Source organism: Pantoea alhagi, assembly GCF_002101395.1.
In the GTDB taxonomy this organism is placed as follows: Bacteria; Pseudomonadota; Gammaproteobacteria; order Enterobacterales; family Enterobacteriaceae; genus Mixta; species Mixta alhagi.
The window spans coordinates 1-14,847 of record NZ_CP019706.1 but is presented as its reverse complement, the minus strand read 5'-3'; the positions used below and the strand labels follow the sequence as shown (position 1 = coordinate 14,847).

The window sequence follows — 14,847 nt, the reverse complement described above, 5'->3', positions numbered from 1 at the left end:
CCTCCCTAAATTGCATCGGCCAGGCGTGCTTCACGCCGCTGTAAAGCAAACCAGAACGTTGTCAGCGCATCGTTCAGGCGTGAGGCGAGCAGACTGCTCAGTTCCGGCTGCCGATCGTAATGGGTAATCTGACTGTCCTCGGCAAAAATTCCGTGCAGCACCTCCTGCGCCTTCAGCGCATTAAGTACTGGCTTTAATGCGTAATCCACCGCCAGCATATGGGCCAGCGTGCCGCCGGTTGCCAACGGCAGCACAACCTTATGCTCCAGCGCCCGCTCCGGCAGCAGATCTAACAGGATTTTCAGCGCGCCGGAAAAAGAGGCTTTATAAACCGGTGTGGCGACAATGACGCCATCCGCCGCAGCCAGGTCCTCTTTCATGGCCAGCAGCGCCGGAGAATCGAAACGCGCGTAAAGCAAATCCTCGGGAAGAAAGTTGTGTAAATTCCAGGGCGTAACTTCAACGCCACGCTTTTCAAGCGCATGCTGGCACAGGGTTAACAACGCCGTGGAACGCGAGGGAAAACGCGGGCTTCCTGCCAGAGTAATAACGCGCATAGCTGCTCCTTATAACCATTAGTTATCGATTGAAAGATATTGAGAACGAATGGTTGCATCCTGACAGAGCGTGCGGCGGCTTTTAAATAATTTATCCGGCAATAAAAAGCTGTTTTTGCGCTAAGGCAGAACAGCGAGGAGAAAAGGCGCGCTAAACGGAGCGCTGGTTTAACAATTCTGGCTTTTTATGGTGGTTATACCGGATAATACCGCCCCGTTTGCCACCGGGAATTCAGGAGAGTCCATGTTTTACCCCCTCGCACGTAAAGCTTTGTTCCGTCTCGACGCTGAGCACGCCCATGAACTGACGCTACAGCAGCTACACCGCATCGGCGGTACGCCGCTGGAAGGGCTGATTCGCCAGCGCTTGCCTGCACGTCCCGTTAAATGTATGGGGCTGACTTTCAAAAATGCGCTTGGCCTGGCAGCCGGGCTGGATAAAAACGGCGAGTGTATTAATGCGTTCGGCGCGATGGGCTTCGGCTTTGTTGAGGTGGGAACAGTCACGCCCCGTCCGCAGCCGGGTAACGACAAGCCGCGCCTGTTCCGCCTGATTGAAGCGGAAGGGATTATTAACCGCATGGGATTTAATAATCTGGGCGTGGATCAGCTGGTTGAAAACGTTAAGCGCGCCAGCTTTAATGGCATATTGGGCATTAATATTGGCAAAAATAAAGATACGCCGGTAGAGCAGGGCAAAGATGATTATTTGGCCTGTATGGAAAAAGTCTACCCTCACGCTGGTTATATTGCCGTTAATATCTCCTCGCCGAATACGCCGGGTTTAAGAACCCTGCAATATGGCGAGGCGCTGGACGACTTACTGATGGCAATAAAATCACAGCAGAAGATTCTGGAAAAACGCCATCTGAAATATGTGCCGGTTGCGGTAAAAATTGCGCCCGATCTTTCAGAAGAGGAATTGGTGCAGATTGCCGATAGCCTGGTTCGTCATCAAATTGATGGCGTCATCGCCACAAATACTACGCTGGATCGTTCGCTGGTGAACGGACTGAAATATAGCGAAGAGGCGGGTGGTCTTAGTGGACGTCCGGTACAGCAGCGTAGCACCGAAGTGATTCGCCGTCTGGCGCAGGAGCTGCAGGACAAATTGCCGATTATTGGCGTAGGCGGCATCGACTCACTGATGGCAGCGCGTGAAAAAATAGCCGCCGGCGCGACGCTGGTACAAATTTATTCCGGCTTTATTTATAAAGGCCCGGATTTGGTAAAAGAGATTGTGACTCATCTCTGACCTTTTTTGAAGAATCTGGCCGGGGGCTTTTAATCTGTTCCTGGCTGGTTTATATTTTGTCTATTCCTTGTTCGTTTCAGGAAATATTATTCGCGGCAGGTTAATTCTTTTTTATGTCTTGTGCGCTGTCAGTTTAATTGATGTCGCGCAATAAAGTAGCCTGTTTTTGCAACCCTCAACTGTAGTAAGGCAAACCATGAAGATAAAACCTGACGACAAATGGCGTTGGTTTTTCGATGCAGAGCAGGATCGTATGATGCTCGACCTGGCGGATGGTATGCTGTTTCGCTCCCGTTTTTCCCGCAAAATGTTGACGCCGGATGCCTTTAGTGAGGCGGTTTTTAATGTTGACGATGCGGCGCAGTTATTATCCTGGCAGGAGATCTGCCGCGAAACTTCGCTCAGCGAAGAGCAGTGTGATGAGTTACTGTTGAATGCATTGGTCGCCTGGCGCTTTATGAAGCCGATGATGCCAAAAAGCTGGCATTTTCGCGTTTGCCAGCGTCAAACCTGGCAGCCCGGCGTCAGCGACCTGGTAACGGTCACGCTGGAGGAGAACGGCGAAGAGGCGAGGATGTTAGTTATCGAGGCGGGAGAGAACGCCGCGCTTTGCGTGCTGGCTCAGCCCGAACTGCAGATCGCGGGTAAAACCATGGTGCTGGGCGATGCGATTAAAATTATGCATGACCGCCTGCAACCGTGGCAGGCGGAACAGACGCAGCGTTACGCATGGGCCGGCTAACCGACCCGGTGCCTTAAGCCAGCTCAATATCGCTGTCCGGAATACAGCTGCAGCTTAAAACGGTGCCGTCGTTACGCACCGCATCCTGCTTTAACGCTTTCACTTTGCCGGAAATCAGCTGCATTTTACAACTTCCGCACAGACCGGCGCGACAGGAGTAGGGAATGCGGTGACCCTGCATTTCCAGCTGTTCCAGTAGCAGCTGCTGATTGTTTCCGCTAAACCGGTTGCCGCGATAGTTAATGGTGACCTGTTGCTCCGCTTCCTGTTTTATCGCCAGCGTTTCCACAACCCGACCTGCGCCATAGCGGCGCGCCGGCTGCGTTGCGATCGTTTCCAGCGTATCGCCGACGCGTATCACGCCGCTATTGCAGGCCAGCAAATTCAGGCCGAAGTCGACATCGCCGCTGCCATCCTGCGCGCTGCGGAAGGTTTGCAGCGTTTTAAGCGGTTCGCCGTCAGGATGTTTTAGCCCGCGTTCAGGGCTGATGGTGGTAAAGATACAGCGGCTACAGGGCTTGGCGACCTCAAATTCCACCTCGCCGATACGTAAGCGCTGCCAGCTATCCTCTTCCCAGGCGCGTGCGCCGGTAACCACCAGATTCGGGCGAAACTGCTCCAGCCGAACGCTGGCCGGGCAACGCTGCTGCAGATCGTTGAGCGAGGCCTCGTTCATCAGCAAGAAAGGATAACCGTCGGCAAAGCCCAACGGCACCTGCGGCTGGCGTTTAACCCGACGCGTCATTTCCGGACCGGTCCAGCGTAGTTGTACCGGGATCGGGAAAAACCCGCTCAGCCACTCATTAATCGGCTGCGGGGCGATACGGGCGGTAAAATGATTGCCCCAGACTTCGGTTTCAGCCTCCTGCGGCTGGAAGTCGGCAAAGCGCAGGGCGGCGCTGCTGTTATCAGGTGCCTGAAGCCACAGCCCGTCAGCAATGAGCGCCGGAGTAAACTGCACCAGCTGAGGATACTGGCGGGCAGTAATAAAAGTGCCATCCTGCGTCGTCAACATAAACAGGCGGTCAAAAGCGAGCCCGCTCTCCTGAACCAGCGCATGCGAAAGCTGTAGCCCCCGCATCGATTTAACCGGATGAATAAACAGGCGTGACAGGACGATCATAAGGCTCTCCATGCTGTGCTGTTGTGGCGCCCGGCCACGACAACAGGAATCTGCGGCTAAAGGAAGCTAACTTTATGACATGCGGCGGTGATTAGCTATAATGCGCAACAATTTTCCCAATACTGTAAGTGACGATATGAATTCTCTGTTTGCCAGTACGGCGCGTGGGCTCGAAGAGCTATTAAAGAGTGAACTGGAAACGCTGGGGGCGCAGAACCTACAGGTTGTCCAGGGCGGCGTACATTTTCAGGGAGACGATCGTTTGATGTACCGCAGTCTGCTGTGGAGCCGGCTGGCATCGCGTATTCTGCTGCCGCTCAGCGAATGTTCGGTATACAGCGATCTCGATCTCTACCTCGGCGCGCAGGCGATTGACTGGACTAACCTGATTGACGGAACCTTTGCCGTGCATTTCAGCGGCACCAACGAAGCGATTCGTAACAGCCAGTTTGGCGCATTGAAAGTAAAGGATGCGATTGTCGATAGCTTCACCCGTAAAAATCTTCCGCGCCCGGATGTCGATCGCGAGCAGCCGGATGTGCGGATTAATGTCTGGCTGAATAAAGATACCGCCAGCATCGCGCTCGATCTCAGCGGCGAAGGCATGCATCAGCGCGGCTACCGCCAGCAAACCGGTCTCGCGCCGATGAAAGAGAACCTTGCGGCGGCAACGGTGCTGCGTTCCGGCTGGCAGCCAGGTGCGCCGCTGCTCGATCCAATGTGCGGCTCCGGCACGCTGCTGATTGAGGCGGCGCTGATCGCCAGCGATCGCGCGCCGGGTCTGAATCGCCGCCACTGGGGTTTTCACGGCTGGAAAGCGCATCAGCCTGAACTGTGGCGCGAGCTGATTGACGAAGCGCAAACCCGCGCCCGCCAGGGGATTGCGCAAACCACGTCGCGCTTCTTTGGTTACGATAATGATGAGCGTGTGCTGGAACGCGCGCGCGGTAACGCCCGTCGTGCTGGCGTGGCCGATCTGTTCACTTTTGCCGTTCAGGATGTTGCGCAGCTCAGCAATCCGCTGCCGCAGGGGCCAACCGGTACCGTTATCAGCAACCCGCCGTATGGTGAACGTCTGGAAAGCGAGCCGGCGCTGATCGCTCTGCACAGCCTGCTGGGACGCGTAATGAAAAGCCAGTTTGGCGGCTGGAATCTCTCGCTGTTTAGCGCTTCGCCCGACCTGCTGAGCTGTTTACAGCTACGCGCCGATCGCCAGTTCAAAGCGAAAAACGGTCCGCTGGACTGCGTGCAGAAAAATTATCAGCTGGCGGTCATCAGCGGCGAGGGTGTTCCGGCTCAGATGGCGGAAGATTATGCCAACCGCCTGCGCAAAAACATGAAGAAACTGGATAAATGGGCGCGTCAGGAAGGCATTGAGTGCTATCGCCTGTATGACGCCGATTTGCCGGAATATAACGTGGCCGTGGATCGCTATGCCGACTGGGTGGTGATCCAGGAGTATGCGCCGCCGAAAACCATTGATGCCATGAAGGCACGCCAGCGTCTGTTTGATGTGATTAGCGCCACGCTGACGGTGCTGGAGCTGCCGGCGAACCGCCTGGTGTTGAAAACCCGTGAAAAGCAGAAAGGCAAAAGCCAGTATCAGAAGCTGGGTGAAAAAGGCGAATATTTTGAAGTGCGCGAGTTTAACGCCCGCTTCTGGGTGAACCTCACCGACTATCTTGATACCGGCCTGTTTATCGATCACCGTCTTGCCCGTCGTATGCTGGGGCAAATGAGCAAAGGCAAAGATTTCCTCAACCTGTTTGCCTATACCGGCAGCGCCAGCGTCCATGCCGGACTTGGCGGCGCACGTTCCACCACGACCGTGGATATGTCCCGCACCTATCTGGAGTGGGCGGAACGTAATATGCGTCTGAATGGTCTGAGCGGCCGTCAGCACCGGCTGATGCAGGCGGATTGTCTGAGCTGGCTGCGTGAGAGCAACGAACAGTTTGACCTGATCTTTATCGATCCGCCGACCTTCTCCAACTCAAAACGCATGGAAGAGAGTTTTGACGTTCAGCGCGATCATTTGCAACTGATGCGCGATCTCAAACGCCTGCTGCGCGCGGGCGGCACCATAATGTTCTCGAACAACAAACGCGGTTTTAAAATGGATCATCCGGGGCTGGCCGCGCTCGGCCTGCATGCACAGGAGATCACCGCGAAAACACAGTCGCAGGATTTTGCCCGCAACCGTCATATTCACAACTGCTGGCTGATTACGCACGCCGGTAAGGAATAAGCTGTATGTCACTAATTAGTATTCACAATGCCTACCTTTCGTTCAGCGATGCGCCGTTGCTGAATTATGCCGAGCTGCATATCGAAGAGAACGAACGCGTTTGTCTGGTCGGGCGCAACGGCGCCGGTAAATCCACACTGATGAAAATCATCAACGGCGAGCAACCGCTGGATGATGGTCGTATTATTTACGAGCAGGATCTGGTGGTGGCGCGTCTGCAACAGGATCCGCCGCGCAATATCGCTGGCACGGTATATGATTTCGTGGCTGAAGGCGTTGCCGAGCAGGCTGAGCATCTGAAAGCCTATCATGCGATTTCGCATGTGGTGATGGATGACCCGAGCGAAAAAAATCTTAATGAGATGGCGCGTCTGCAGTCGCTGCTGGATCACCATAATCTGTGGCAGCTGGAGTCGCGCATTAACGATGTGCTGCAGCAGATAGGCCTGGAGCCGGAGGTTGAGCTGTCGTCGCTTTCCGGCGGCTGGTTACGTAAAGCTGCGTTGGGACGCGCGCTGGTGAGTAATCCACGCGTGTTGATGCTGGATGAGCCAACTAACCACCTGGATATTGAAACCATTGACTGGCTGGAAAATTTCCTGAAAACCTTCCAGGGCAGCATCGTCTTTATTTCGCATGACCGTTCTTTTATCCGCAATATGGCAACGCGTATTGTTGATCTCGATCGCGGCAAACTGGTCTCCTGGCCAGGCGACTATGACAAATATCTGGAAGGGAAAGAGGAAGCACTGCGCGTTGAAGAGATGCAAAACGCTGAATTTGACCGCAAGCTGGCACAGGAAGAAGTCTGGATCCGCCAGGGTATCAAAGCACGTCGTACCCGTAACGAAGGTCGCGTTCGCGCTCTGAAAGCGCTGCGTCGCGAGCGTTCAGAGCGTCGTGAGGTGATGGGCAAAGCGCAGATGCAGGTTGAAGAAGCGTCGCGCTCCGGCAAAATCGTCTTTGAACTGGAAAATGTCAATTACAGCATTGGCGACCGCACGCTGGTCAGAAACTTTAGCGCGCAGGTGCAGCGTGGCGATAAGATTGCGCTGATTGGCCCTAACGGCTGCGGTAAGACCACATTACTGAAGCTGATGCTGGGACAGCTCAAGGCGGACAGCGGTCGCGTGCACGGCGGCAGTAAACTGGAAGTGGCCTATTTCGATCAGCACCGTGCCATCCTCGATCCGGATCGCACCGTGATGGATAACCTTGCGGAAGGCAAACAGGAAGTAATGGTAAACGGTAAGCCGCGTCATGTTCTGGGCTACCTGCAGGAGTTCCTGTTCCATCCGAAGCGGGCGATGACGCCGGTCAGGGCGCTTTCCGGCGGAGAGCGTAACCGCCTGCTGCTGGCGCGTCTGTTCCTGAAGCCCAGCAACCTGTTGATTCTCGATGAGCCAACTAACGACCTGGATGTTGAAACGCTGGAGCTGCTGGAAGAGCTGATTGATGGCTATCAGGGTACCGTGCTGCTGGTCAGCCACGATCGTCAGTTTGTAGATAATACCGTTACCGAATGCTGGATCTTTGAAGGCAATGGCGATATCGGTACCTTTGTCGGCGGCTATCATGATGCGCAACAGCAGCGCGCCGCCTCGCGTCAGAGTCGCGCTGCGCCGGTGAAAACCGTGGCGGCAGCAGAAAAGCCAGTAAAAAACGAGACGGTTAAAAACGAAGTAAAAGCGTCCGGCACTAAACTAAGCTATAAGCTGCAGCGTGAACTGGACCAGCTGCCGCAACAGCTGGAAGCGCTGGAAAATCAGATAGAGCAACTGCAACTGCAGATGGCGGATGCTAACTTTTTCACCCAGCCGCATGAAAAAACGCAGCCGGTAGTGACCGCGCTGGCAGAAGCGGAACAGCAGTTGGAAACCGCGTTTGAACGCTGGGAATACCTTGAATCGCTGAAGAACGGCGGCTGAAATCGGGAGTAGGGTATGTGTTCAGCTGAACACCCGCAACACTGGATGCTTTGTCCACAGTGTGACCTGATGACGCAGTTGCCATCGGTTGCCATTGGTCAGAAAGCCAGCTGTCCACGCTGTCATACTACGCTAACCGCTAACTGGAGCGAGCCGCGCAAGCGGCCCTCCAGCTATGCGCTGGCTGCGCTATTTATGTTGCTGCTGGCAAACCTGTTTCCTTTCGTCAATATGCACGTGTCGGGCCTGAGCAGTGAAATCACCCTGATGGAAATTCCACAGGTCATGGTCTCAGAAGATTACGCCAGTCTCGCCACGCTGTTTATGCTGTTTGTTCAGGCGGTGCCGGCCTTTTGCATGATCGCGATCCTGCTGCTGGTGAATCGGCTGCCGTTGCCGCAGCGTCTGCAAATTGCTATCGCCCGCATTCTGTTTCAGCTCAGAAGCTGGGGAATGGCGGAAATCTTCCTCGCAGGCGTGCTGGTCAGTTTTGTTAAGCTGATGGCCTATGGCGATATTGGTATCGGCAGCAGTTTTTTACCCTGGTGTTTATTCTGTCTGCTGCAGCTGCGTGCTTTTCAGTGTGTTGATCGGCGCTGGCTATGGCGTCAGATTGCGCCTGAACCGCCGCTGCCAGCTGCGCCACAGGCGGGCATCAGCGGTCTGAAACAGGGACTGCGATCCTGTCCATGCTGTACAGCGGTGCTGCCGGCCGATCGTTTTCTCTGTCCACGCTGCGGCACCACAGGCCATGCGCGTCGGCGGCACAGTTTGCAATGGACGCTGGCGCTGCTGTTCACCTCCATTATTATCTACATCCCCGCCAATATCCTGCCGATTATGGTCACCGAAGCGCTCGGCGACAGGATGAACTCCAATATTATGGGCGGGGTGATCCTGCTCTGGAGCGATGGCTCTTATCCGGTGGCGCTGGTGATTTTTATCGCCAGTATTATGGTGCCTTCGTTGAAAATGGTGGCGATTGGCTGGCTGTGCTGGGATGCGCGGGGGCATGGCAGGCGAGACAGCGAAAGAATGCATCTGATTTATGAGGTGGTGGAGTTTGTGGGACGTTGGTCAATGATCGACGTTTTTGTGATTGCGGTACTTTCTGCGCTGGTGCGTATCGGACAGTTAATGAATATCTATCCTGCGCCAGGCGCACTCTTGTTTGCGGCGGTGGTCATTCTGACTATGTTTGCCGCCATGACGTTTGATCCGCGTCTGACGTGGGATTGCGAACCAGAAAATAATCTGAAGGAGCCGAGCCTTGACGGAAAATAATCACGGCGTTGCGAAGGTCGATCAGATCAAGCGCTGGTCACCGGTGTGGATCATTCCCCTTGTGACCGTGCTGATTGGTGCCTGGATCCTGTTTTATCATTTCAGCCATCAGGGACCGGAAGTTACGCTGATTACCACCAATGCCGAAGGCATTGAGGGCGGTAAAACGGCCATTAAAAGCCGCAGTGTTGATGTGGGCGTGGTGGAGAGCGCGGTATTAACTGACGATTTGCATCATGTAGAAATCAAAGCCCGCCTTAACGCGGGAATGGAGAAGCTGCTGCATGGCGACAGCGCCTTCTGGGTGGTTAAGCCGCAGGTAGGACGCGAAGGCATTACCGGTCTGGGTACATTATTATCCGGCGCTTATATTGAACTCCAGCCCGGCAGTAAAGGTGAAAAGCCAGAACAATATAGACTACTGGATTCGCCGCCGCTGGCACCGCCAGATGCGAAGGGTATCCGTATCGTGCTTGACAGCACCAAGGCAGGCCAGCTCAATCCAGGCGATCCGGTATTGTTCCGCGGCTATCGCGTGGGTTCAGTGGAAACCAGCAGCTTTGATGCGGATAAACGCGCAATGCAGTATCAGCTGTTTGTCGCCGCGCCCTACGATCGCCTGGTTACCTCAAATGTGCGTTTCTGGAAAGACAGCGGCATTGCCGTAGAGATGTCCGCCTCCGGTATGCGTGTGGAGATGGGCTCGTTGACCACGCTGTTCAGCGGTGGCGTTAGTTTTGACGTGCCTGACGGCTGGGAGCTGGGTGTACCGGCAGAAAACAAAGCGGAATACCATCTGTATGACGATCAGCGCAGCATCCAGGACTCGCTGTATACCACGCATCTGGATTTCCTGATGTTCTTTAGCGATTCGATTCGTGGGCTGCAGCCAGGGGCGCCGGTAGAGTTCCGCGGCATCCGTCTGGGAACAGTGGCACAGGCACCTTATACCGTTCCGGGCTGGAAACAGTCGCTGAATACGGATTACCGCATTCCGGTTCTGGTGCGTATTGAACCCGATCGCTTTGTTAACCGCCTGGGCGGTGACTTTGATATTCGCCAGCATTTGCGCGACGGCAAAAAACGCGGCCTGCGTGCTTCGTTGAAAACCGGCAACCTGCTTTCCGGCTCGTTGTATATCGATCTCGATTTCTATGACAACGCGCCGCAGTATAAAGGCCCGGAAAAAGTTGCCGGACTGGAGATCATTCCCACCGTTAGCGGCGGCCTGAGTCAGATTCAGCAGAAGCTTATGGATGCGCTGGATAAGATCAATAATCTGCCGCTGAATCCTATGATTAACCAGGCCACCGGCACGCTGAAAGAGAGCCAGCGTACCCTGCGCGAGCTGCAAAAGACGCTGGACAACGTGAATAAAATCACCGCCAGCCCCTCAATGCAGCAGCTGCCGCAGGATATGCAGCAAACGCTGCGCGAGCTGAACCGCAGCATGAAAGGTTTGCAGCCCGGCTCTCCGGCCTACAACAAGCTGGTTGGCGATATGCAACGACTGGATCAGGTGCTGCGTGAGCTGCAACCGGTGCTGAAGACGCTCAATCAAAAGAGCAACGCGCTGGTATTTGAAGCTAAACCGGGCGAAGACCCACAGCCGAAGAGGGCGAAACAATGATGAAATGGATGCCATTGCTGATGCTGGCGCTGAGCGCCTGCAGCAGCAACACGCAAACCACCCTGTATCAGCTGCCGGCGGGAACGTCGGCGGTTGCGCCGGTTAGCCAGAGCGCGTTGATGGTAAATAATTCGTTGCCAGTCTGGATCGAGCGCGTTTCGGTGCCTGATTATCTGGCAGGCAATGGCGTGGTTTATCAGACCAGCGACGTTAAATATGTTGTTGCCACCAGTAATCTGTGGGCCAGTCCGCTTGATCAGCAATTACAGCAAACGCTGGTAACCAACCTGAGTAATGCTTTGCCGGGCTGGCTAATTTCCACCACGCCGCTGGGTGAGCAGCACGATACGTTGAACGTTAACGTTACTGGCTTCCACGGACGTTATGATGGCCAGGCGATCATTAGCGGCAGCTGGACACTGGAGCATAACGGGCAAATTACGCGTCAGAACTTTAATCTGACGCTGCCGCAGCAGGAAGATGGCTATGATGCGATGGTCAGAACCCTGGCGCAGGGATGGCAACAGCAAGCGCAGCGTATGGCGACAGCCATTAGTGCCATAAGAAGTAATTAATTTTTCTTGAAAGTCAATTCCGGTTCGGCAGCGCATAGCGCGTTCGCTGGCCGGGATTTTTTATTGCAGATCATTCCGTTATCCCACCCGCAAATTTTCACCGCAGAAAAACCTTTAAAAATAGCCTGCCTGTATGACAATGGCGTGAAATTTGCGCATTGATCTTTTTCAGCGATAGGGGTAGAAAAGAAAAGTGGTTGCGCACTTTGTGACCATTGTTTTCTTTCCACCAGTTCCACCATACCTGAATGAGGGAAATGAGGCATGAAGAGACAGAAACGAGACCGCCTGGAACGAGCACATTCACGAGGCTATCAGGCTGGCATCACCGGGCGTTCAAAAGAAATGTGTCCTTATCAAATGATTGAGGCTCGGTCTCACTGGTTGGGAGGTTGGCGAAAAGCCATGGAGGACAGGGCAGTTAGCGTAAGTGCCGCGATGGTCTGACGGCCTGTCATAAAAAGGATAACCTCCGCATTTGCGGAGGTTTTTAATTCACCGCATCAAAAAGCGTTGGTGTCTTTAAACAGACCCACTTTCAGATCGCTGGCGGTATAGATAACGTTACCGTCAACCAGCACTTCGCCATCGGCCACGCCCATAACCAGTTTACGGTTGATGACGCGTTTGAAGTGAATACGATAGGTCACTTTTTTCGCTGTAGGCAGAACCTGACCGGTAAATTTCACTTCGCCTACGCCCAGCGCACGGCCTTTGCCTTCTGCACCCAGCCAGCCAAGATAGAAACCAACCAGCTGCCACATCGCATCCAGACCCAGACAGCCCGGCATCACCGGATCGCCAATAAAGTGACAGGCGAAGAACCAGAGATCAGGATTAATATCCAGCTCGGCTTCAACGTAACCTTTGTTGTAGTTGCCGCCTTCTTCGCTCATTTTGACCACGCGGTCCATCATCAGCATATTGCCAGAGGGCAGCGGCGGGCCTTCAGCACCAAATAGTTCGCCGCGACCAGAGGCAATCAGGTCTTCTTTTGTATAGGATTCGCGTTTATCTACCATGTTTCAATAAGCCTTTTTTTAGTGAATCACGAACATTAGCTAACAGGTGTAAGCTGAACAACTCCGATCAGCTGTGGTTAAACCAGTTTAGCCAACGTAGAGGCCAGGGACGCTGGCGCGCCTCCTGCTGATTAAATTCTGTGATGCGCGCCTGGATCGTTTGCAACAGGCAGGGAGCATCATCTTTTTTCCACGGAACGCCGGTGAGCAACGGCAGCGCTTCATCCACCTCGCTGACGGCCCAGATATGAAACTCTCCCGCCTGTACCGCATCAACAATTTGCTGTTGCAGGCAGAGATGTCGCACATTGGCGGCAGGGATAATCACGCCCTGCTGACCGGTTAAGCCTCGCTGCTGGCAGATCTCGAAAAAGCCTTCGATTTTTTCATTCAGGCCGCCTACCGGCTGCACATGACCGAACTGATCCACCGAGCCGGTTACCGCAATTTGCTGATTAATGGGCTCTCCGGCCAGCGCGCTGACCAGCGCGCACAGTTCGGCAAGAGAGGCGCTGTCGCCGTCTACTTCCGAATAGGACTGCTCAAATACCAGCGAAGCGGAGAAGGGCAGTTGCTGATCCAGCTCCAGTTCTGCAATCAAAAACGCCTGCATAATCATCATGCCTTTAGCATGAATGTTGCCGCCCAGCTCAGCCTTGCGCTCAACGTCAGTAAACTCGCCATCGCCCACGTGTACCACGCAGCTGATACGCGAAGGCTCGCCGAACGCGCGCGGATGTCCGGGAAATTCAATGACCGACAGGCCGTTGATTTGCCCTACCACGGCACCTTCCGTTTCAATAAGGACCTGATCAAGAAGAATCTCATCACGCATACGATCGGGCAGGAAACTTTCACGCCACAGGCGAGCATCCAGAGCGGCCTGAAGCGCGGCGGCATCCAGCTGTTCGCCATATAAGGCAGCATCGCGCAGCTGGCGGCCAAGCCAGGCCGGGCAGAGCGGAAGCGTTTCGCGATCGCCGCTATAGCGGACGGCCTCCTGCAGCAGGGCAGGCCAGAAGTTAACGGCAATTGGCGGTAAGCCCGCCTGACGCGCCAGCGCGGTTACCCAGCGGCACCATAACGCCATGTCTTCTTCTTCGTCGAGCTGCAGACTCTCTTCATATTCGCTGTAGATCGCCAGCGCCGCCAGTTCAGGCTCCATCTCCTGAAAATCAGCCAGGGCGTCACGATCGCCGCACAGCACCAGCTTTAACTGCAGCGGCATTGAGGGGACTGTCACCGGCAGCGGGCGCGATTCATCAGGCGACAGCCAGTCGAAACGCTGCCGGGCAATGGTCTGCTTCAGCCGCAGCCACAGCAGCGGTTGGGCCAGCAGAGCACGCAACGAAAGCATTAAGATGCCGCCGTTAGCCCGATGGATCAGACCTGGCTGCAGGCTGATGCGTTGGGAAAAAATACGTACGCAGCCAAACAGCTGCTCAGACTCGATCCAGTCGGCGAAATGTACGCCGCCGCGGCTGGCGAAGGGATCATCTGCTGATTTGGCAGGCTGCCAGGTTATCTGTTCTTCATTGATCAGATAGTTACCGCCGTAAAGCGCTTCCGTCTGGCTACTGTTATGCTGTAATGTCTGCGCCAGCAATGACAGATTCTCACTGTTTTCCGCACAGCGTATCAGCATCAATGAAAAAGGCGCGCTGCTGTTCTGCAGCAGGCTGGCTGCATCAAACAGACGAGGCTGAACGTCGGGGAGAATATCACCGATATTATCGCTAAAGACGCGGGAAAAAAGAGGCTGGAAGCTTTCGGCATCAGGCTGTAGCGCCTGCCATGCAAGTCGGTTGCTGGTCAAAGTAATCGTATTTGTCTGAATAAATGAAAAGCGCGATTATACAGCTTTTCAGGCTGTTACGCACGGCAGAGATTAGACTGATTCTCAACAGTGTGGCGGAGTCGCCGCTGCGCCTTTCTCTGCCGCAAGTCGTAAAAAAGCTGTTATTCTTAGTTTGTTACCTGCTCATGATGAGATTCCGATGAAATATCAGCAGCTGGAAAATCTTGAAAGCGGATGGAAATGGAAATACCTGGTAAAAAAATACCGGGAAGGGGAGCCGATTACCCGTTACATTGAAATCAGCGCCGCACAGGAAGCCGTCAGGGCTTTGCTGGCCATGGAAAACCATCCGGTAGAGGTGTTGAAATGGATTGAGCAACACATTAATCCGGCGCTGGAAAACCGTATGAAGCAGACGATTCGTGCGCGCCGTAAACGTCACTTTAATGCCGAGCATCAGCACACGCGTAAGAATCGATCGATTTAGAATATCTGGTGTGGCAACGGCTGGCGGGGCTGGCGCAGCGTCGCAACAGCACCTTATCGGATACGATCGTACAGTTGATTGAGGATGCTGAGCGAAAAGAAAAATATGCCAGCCAGATGTCGACGCTACGTCAGGATCTGCAGGCTATTTTGGCAAGGACGATGTGAGCTAATGCGGAAAATGAAAAATAACCGTTTT

Annotated in this window: 13 protein-coding genes and 1 pseudogene; 9 read left to right on the top strand and 5 right to left on the bottom strand. The window is 54.4% G+C overall.

Annotation, left to right across the window (positions count from 1 at the left end):
- Positions 1-5 precede the first annotated feature (5 nt).
- Positions 6-557, bottom strand: a complete 552-nt coding sequence (ssuE, locus tag B1H58_RS00065) for an NADPH-dependent FMN reductase (protein WP_085067397.1) — start codon at positions 555-557, stop codon at positions 6-8.
- Between the two features lie 244 nt (positions 558-801).
- On the opposite strand from ssuE, the gene pyrD reads away from it, so the two are divergent.
- Positions 802-1,812, top strand: coding sequence for a quinone-dependent dihydroorotate dehydrogenase (gene pyrD, locus B1H58_RS00060; protein WP_085067396.1), 1,011 nt, complete (start codon positions 802-804; stop codon positions 1,810-1,812).
- 196 nt (positions 1,813-2,008) lie between these two features.
- Positions 2,009-2,554: a cell division protein ZapC gene (locus tag B1H58_RS00055; protein WP_085067395.1), complete on the top strand. Its 546-nt coding sequence runs from the start codon at positions 2,009-2,011 to the stop codon at positions 2,552-2,554.
- Positions 2,555-2,567: 13 nt separating this feature from the next.
- Here the strand turns inward: B1H58_RS00055 and B1H58_RS00050 are convergent, their stop codons facing one another.
- On the bottom strand, positions 2,568-3,677 hold the full coding sequence (locus tag B1H58_RS00050) for a YcbX family protein (protein ID WP_085067394.1): 1,110 nt from the start codon (positions 3,675-3,677) through the stop codon (positions 2,568-2,570).
- A gap of 136 nt (positions 3,678-3,813) precedes the next feature.
- Here B1H58_RS00050 and rlmKL point away from each other — a divergent pair, with 136 nt between their 5' ends.
- The 5 genes from rlmKL to pqiC are packed head-to-tail and all read left to right on the top strand — an operon-like array spanning position 3,814 to position 11,342.
- Positions 3,814-5,925, top strand: a complete 2,112-nt coding sequence (gene rlmKL / locus B1H58_RS00045) for a bifunctional 23S rRNA (guanine(2069)-N(7))-methyltransferase RlmK/23S rRNA (guanine(2445)-N(2))-methyltransferase RlmL (protein ID WP_085072195.1) — start codon at positions 3,814-3,816, stop codon at positions 5,923-5,925.
- A 5-nt stretch (positions 5,926-5,930) separates the two neighbouring features.
- Positions 5,931-7,853: an ABC transporter ATP-binding protein gene (locus B1H58_RS00040; protein WP_085067393.1), complete on the top strand. Its 1,923-nt coding sequence runs from the start codon at positions 5,931-5,933 to the stop codon at positions 7,851-7,853.
- A 15-nt stretch (positions 7,854-7,868) separates the two neighbouring features.
- Positions 7,869-9,137, top strand: coding sequence for a membrane integrity-associated transporter subunit PqiA (pqiA, locus tag B1H58_RS00035; protein WP_085067392.1), 1,269 nt, complete (start codon positions 7,869-7,871; stop codon positions 9,135-9,137).
- Entirely contained in the window at positions 9,124-10,767 is a 1,644-nt protein-coding gene (gene pqiB / locus B1H58_RS00030) for an intermembrane transport protein PqiB (RefSeq protein WP_085067391.1), read from the top strand. The genes pqiA and pqiB overlap by 14 nt, the downstream gene beginning before the upstream one ends.
- Positions 10,764-11,342: a membrane integrity-associated transporter subunit PqiC gene (pqiC, locus tag B1H58_RS00025; protein ID WP_085067390.1), complete on the top strand. Its 579-nt coding sequence runs from the start codon at positions 10,764-10,766 to the stop codon at positions 11,340-11,342. Before pqiB ends, pqiC begins: the two co-directional genes overlap by 4 nt.
- On the opposite strand, the gene B1H58_RS20520 is transcribed toward pqiC, so the two are convergent.
- On the bottom strand, positions 11,339-11,572 hold the full coding sequence (locus tag B1H58_RS20520; protein WP_157130121.1) for a hypothetical protein: 234 nt from the start codon (positions 11,570-11,572) through the stop codon (positions 11,339-11,341). The two genes, pqiC and B1H58_RS20520, sit on opposite strands and share 4 nt — an antisense overlap.
- Before the next feature lie 34 nt (positions 11,573-11,606).
- Here B1H58_RS20520 and rmf point away from each other — a divergent pair, with 34 nt between their 5' ends.
- Positions 11,607-11,789, top strand: a complete 183-nt coding sequence (gene rmf / locus B1H58_RS00020) for a ribosome modulation factor (RefSeq protein ID WP_085067389.1) — start codon at positions 11,607-11,609, stop codon at positions 11,787-11,789.
- A 56-nt stretch (positions 11,790-11,845) separates the two neighbouring features.
- Here the strand turns inward: rmf and fabA are convergent, their stop codons facing one another.
- On the bottom strand, positions 11,846-12,364 hold the full coding sequence (gene fabA / locus B1H58_RS00015; RefSeq protein WP_085067388.1) for a bifunctional 3-hydroxydecanoyl-ACP dehydratase/trans-2-decenoyl-ACP isomerase: 519 nt from the start codon (positions 12,362-12,364) through the stop codon (positions 11,846-11,848).
- A 67-nt stretch (positions 12,365-12,431) separates the two neighbouring features.
- Positions 12,432-14,180, bottom strand: a complete 1,749-nt coding sequence (locus tag B1H58_RS00010; protein WP_085067387.1) for an AAA family ATPase — start codon at positions 14,178-14,180, stop codon at positions 12,432-12,434.
- Positions 14,181-14,361: 181 nt separating this feature from the next.
- On the opposite strand from B1H58_RS00010, the pseudogene matP reads away from it, so the two are divergent.
- A pseudogene (gene matP, locus B1H58_RS00005) lies at positions 14,362-14,816 on the top strand (macrodomain Ter protein MatP).
- Positions 14,817-14,847: the final 31 nt, after the last annotated feature.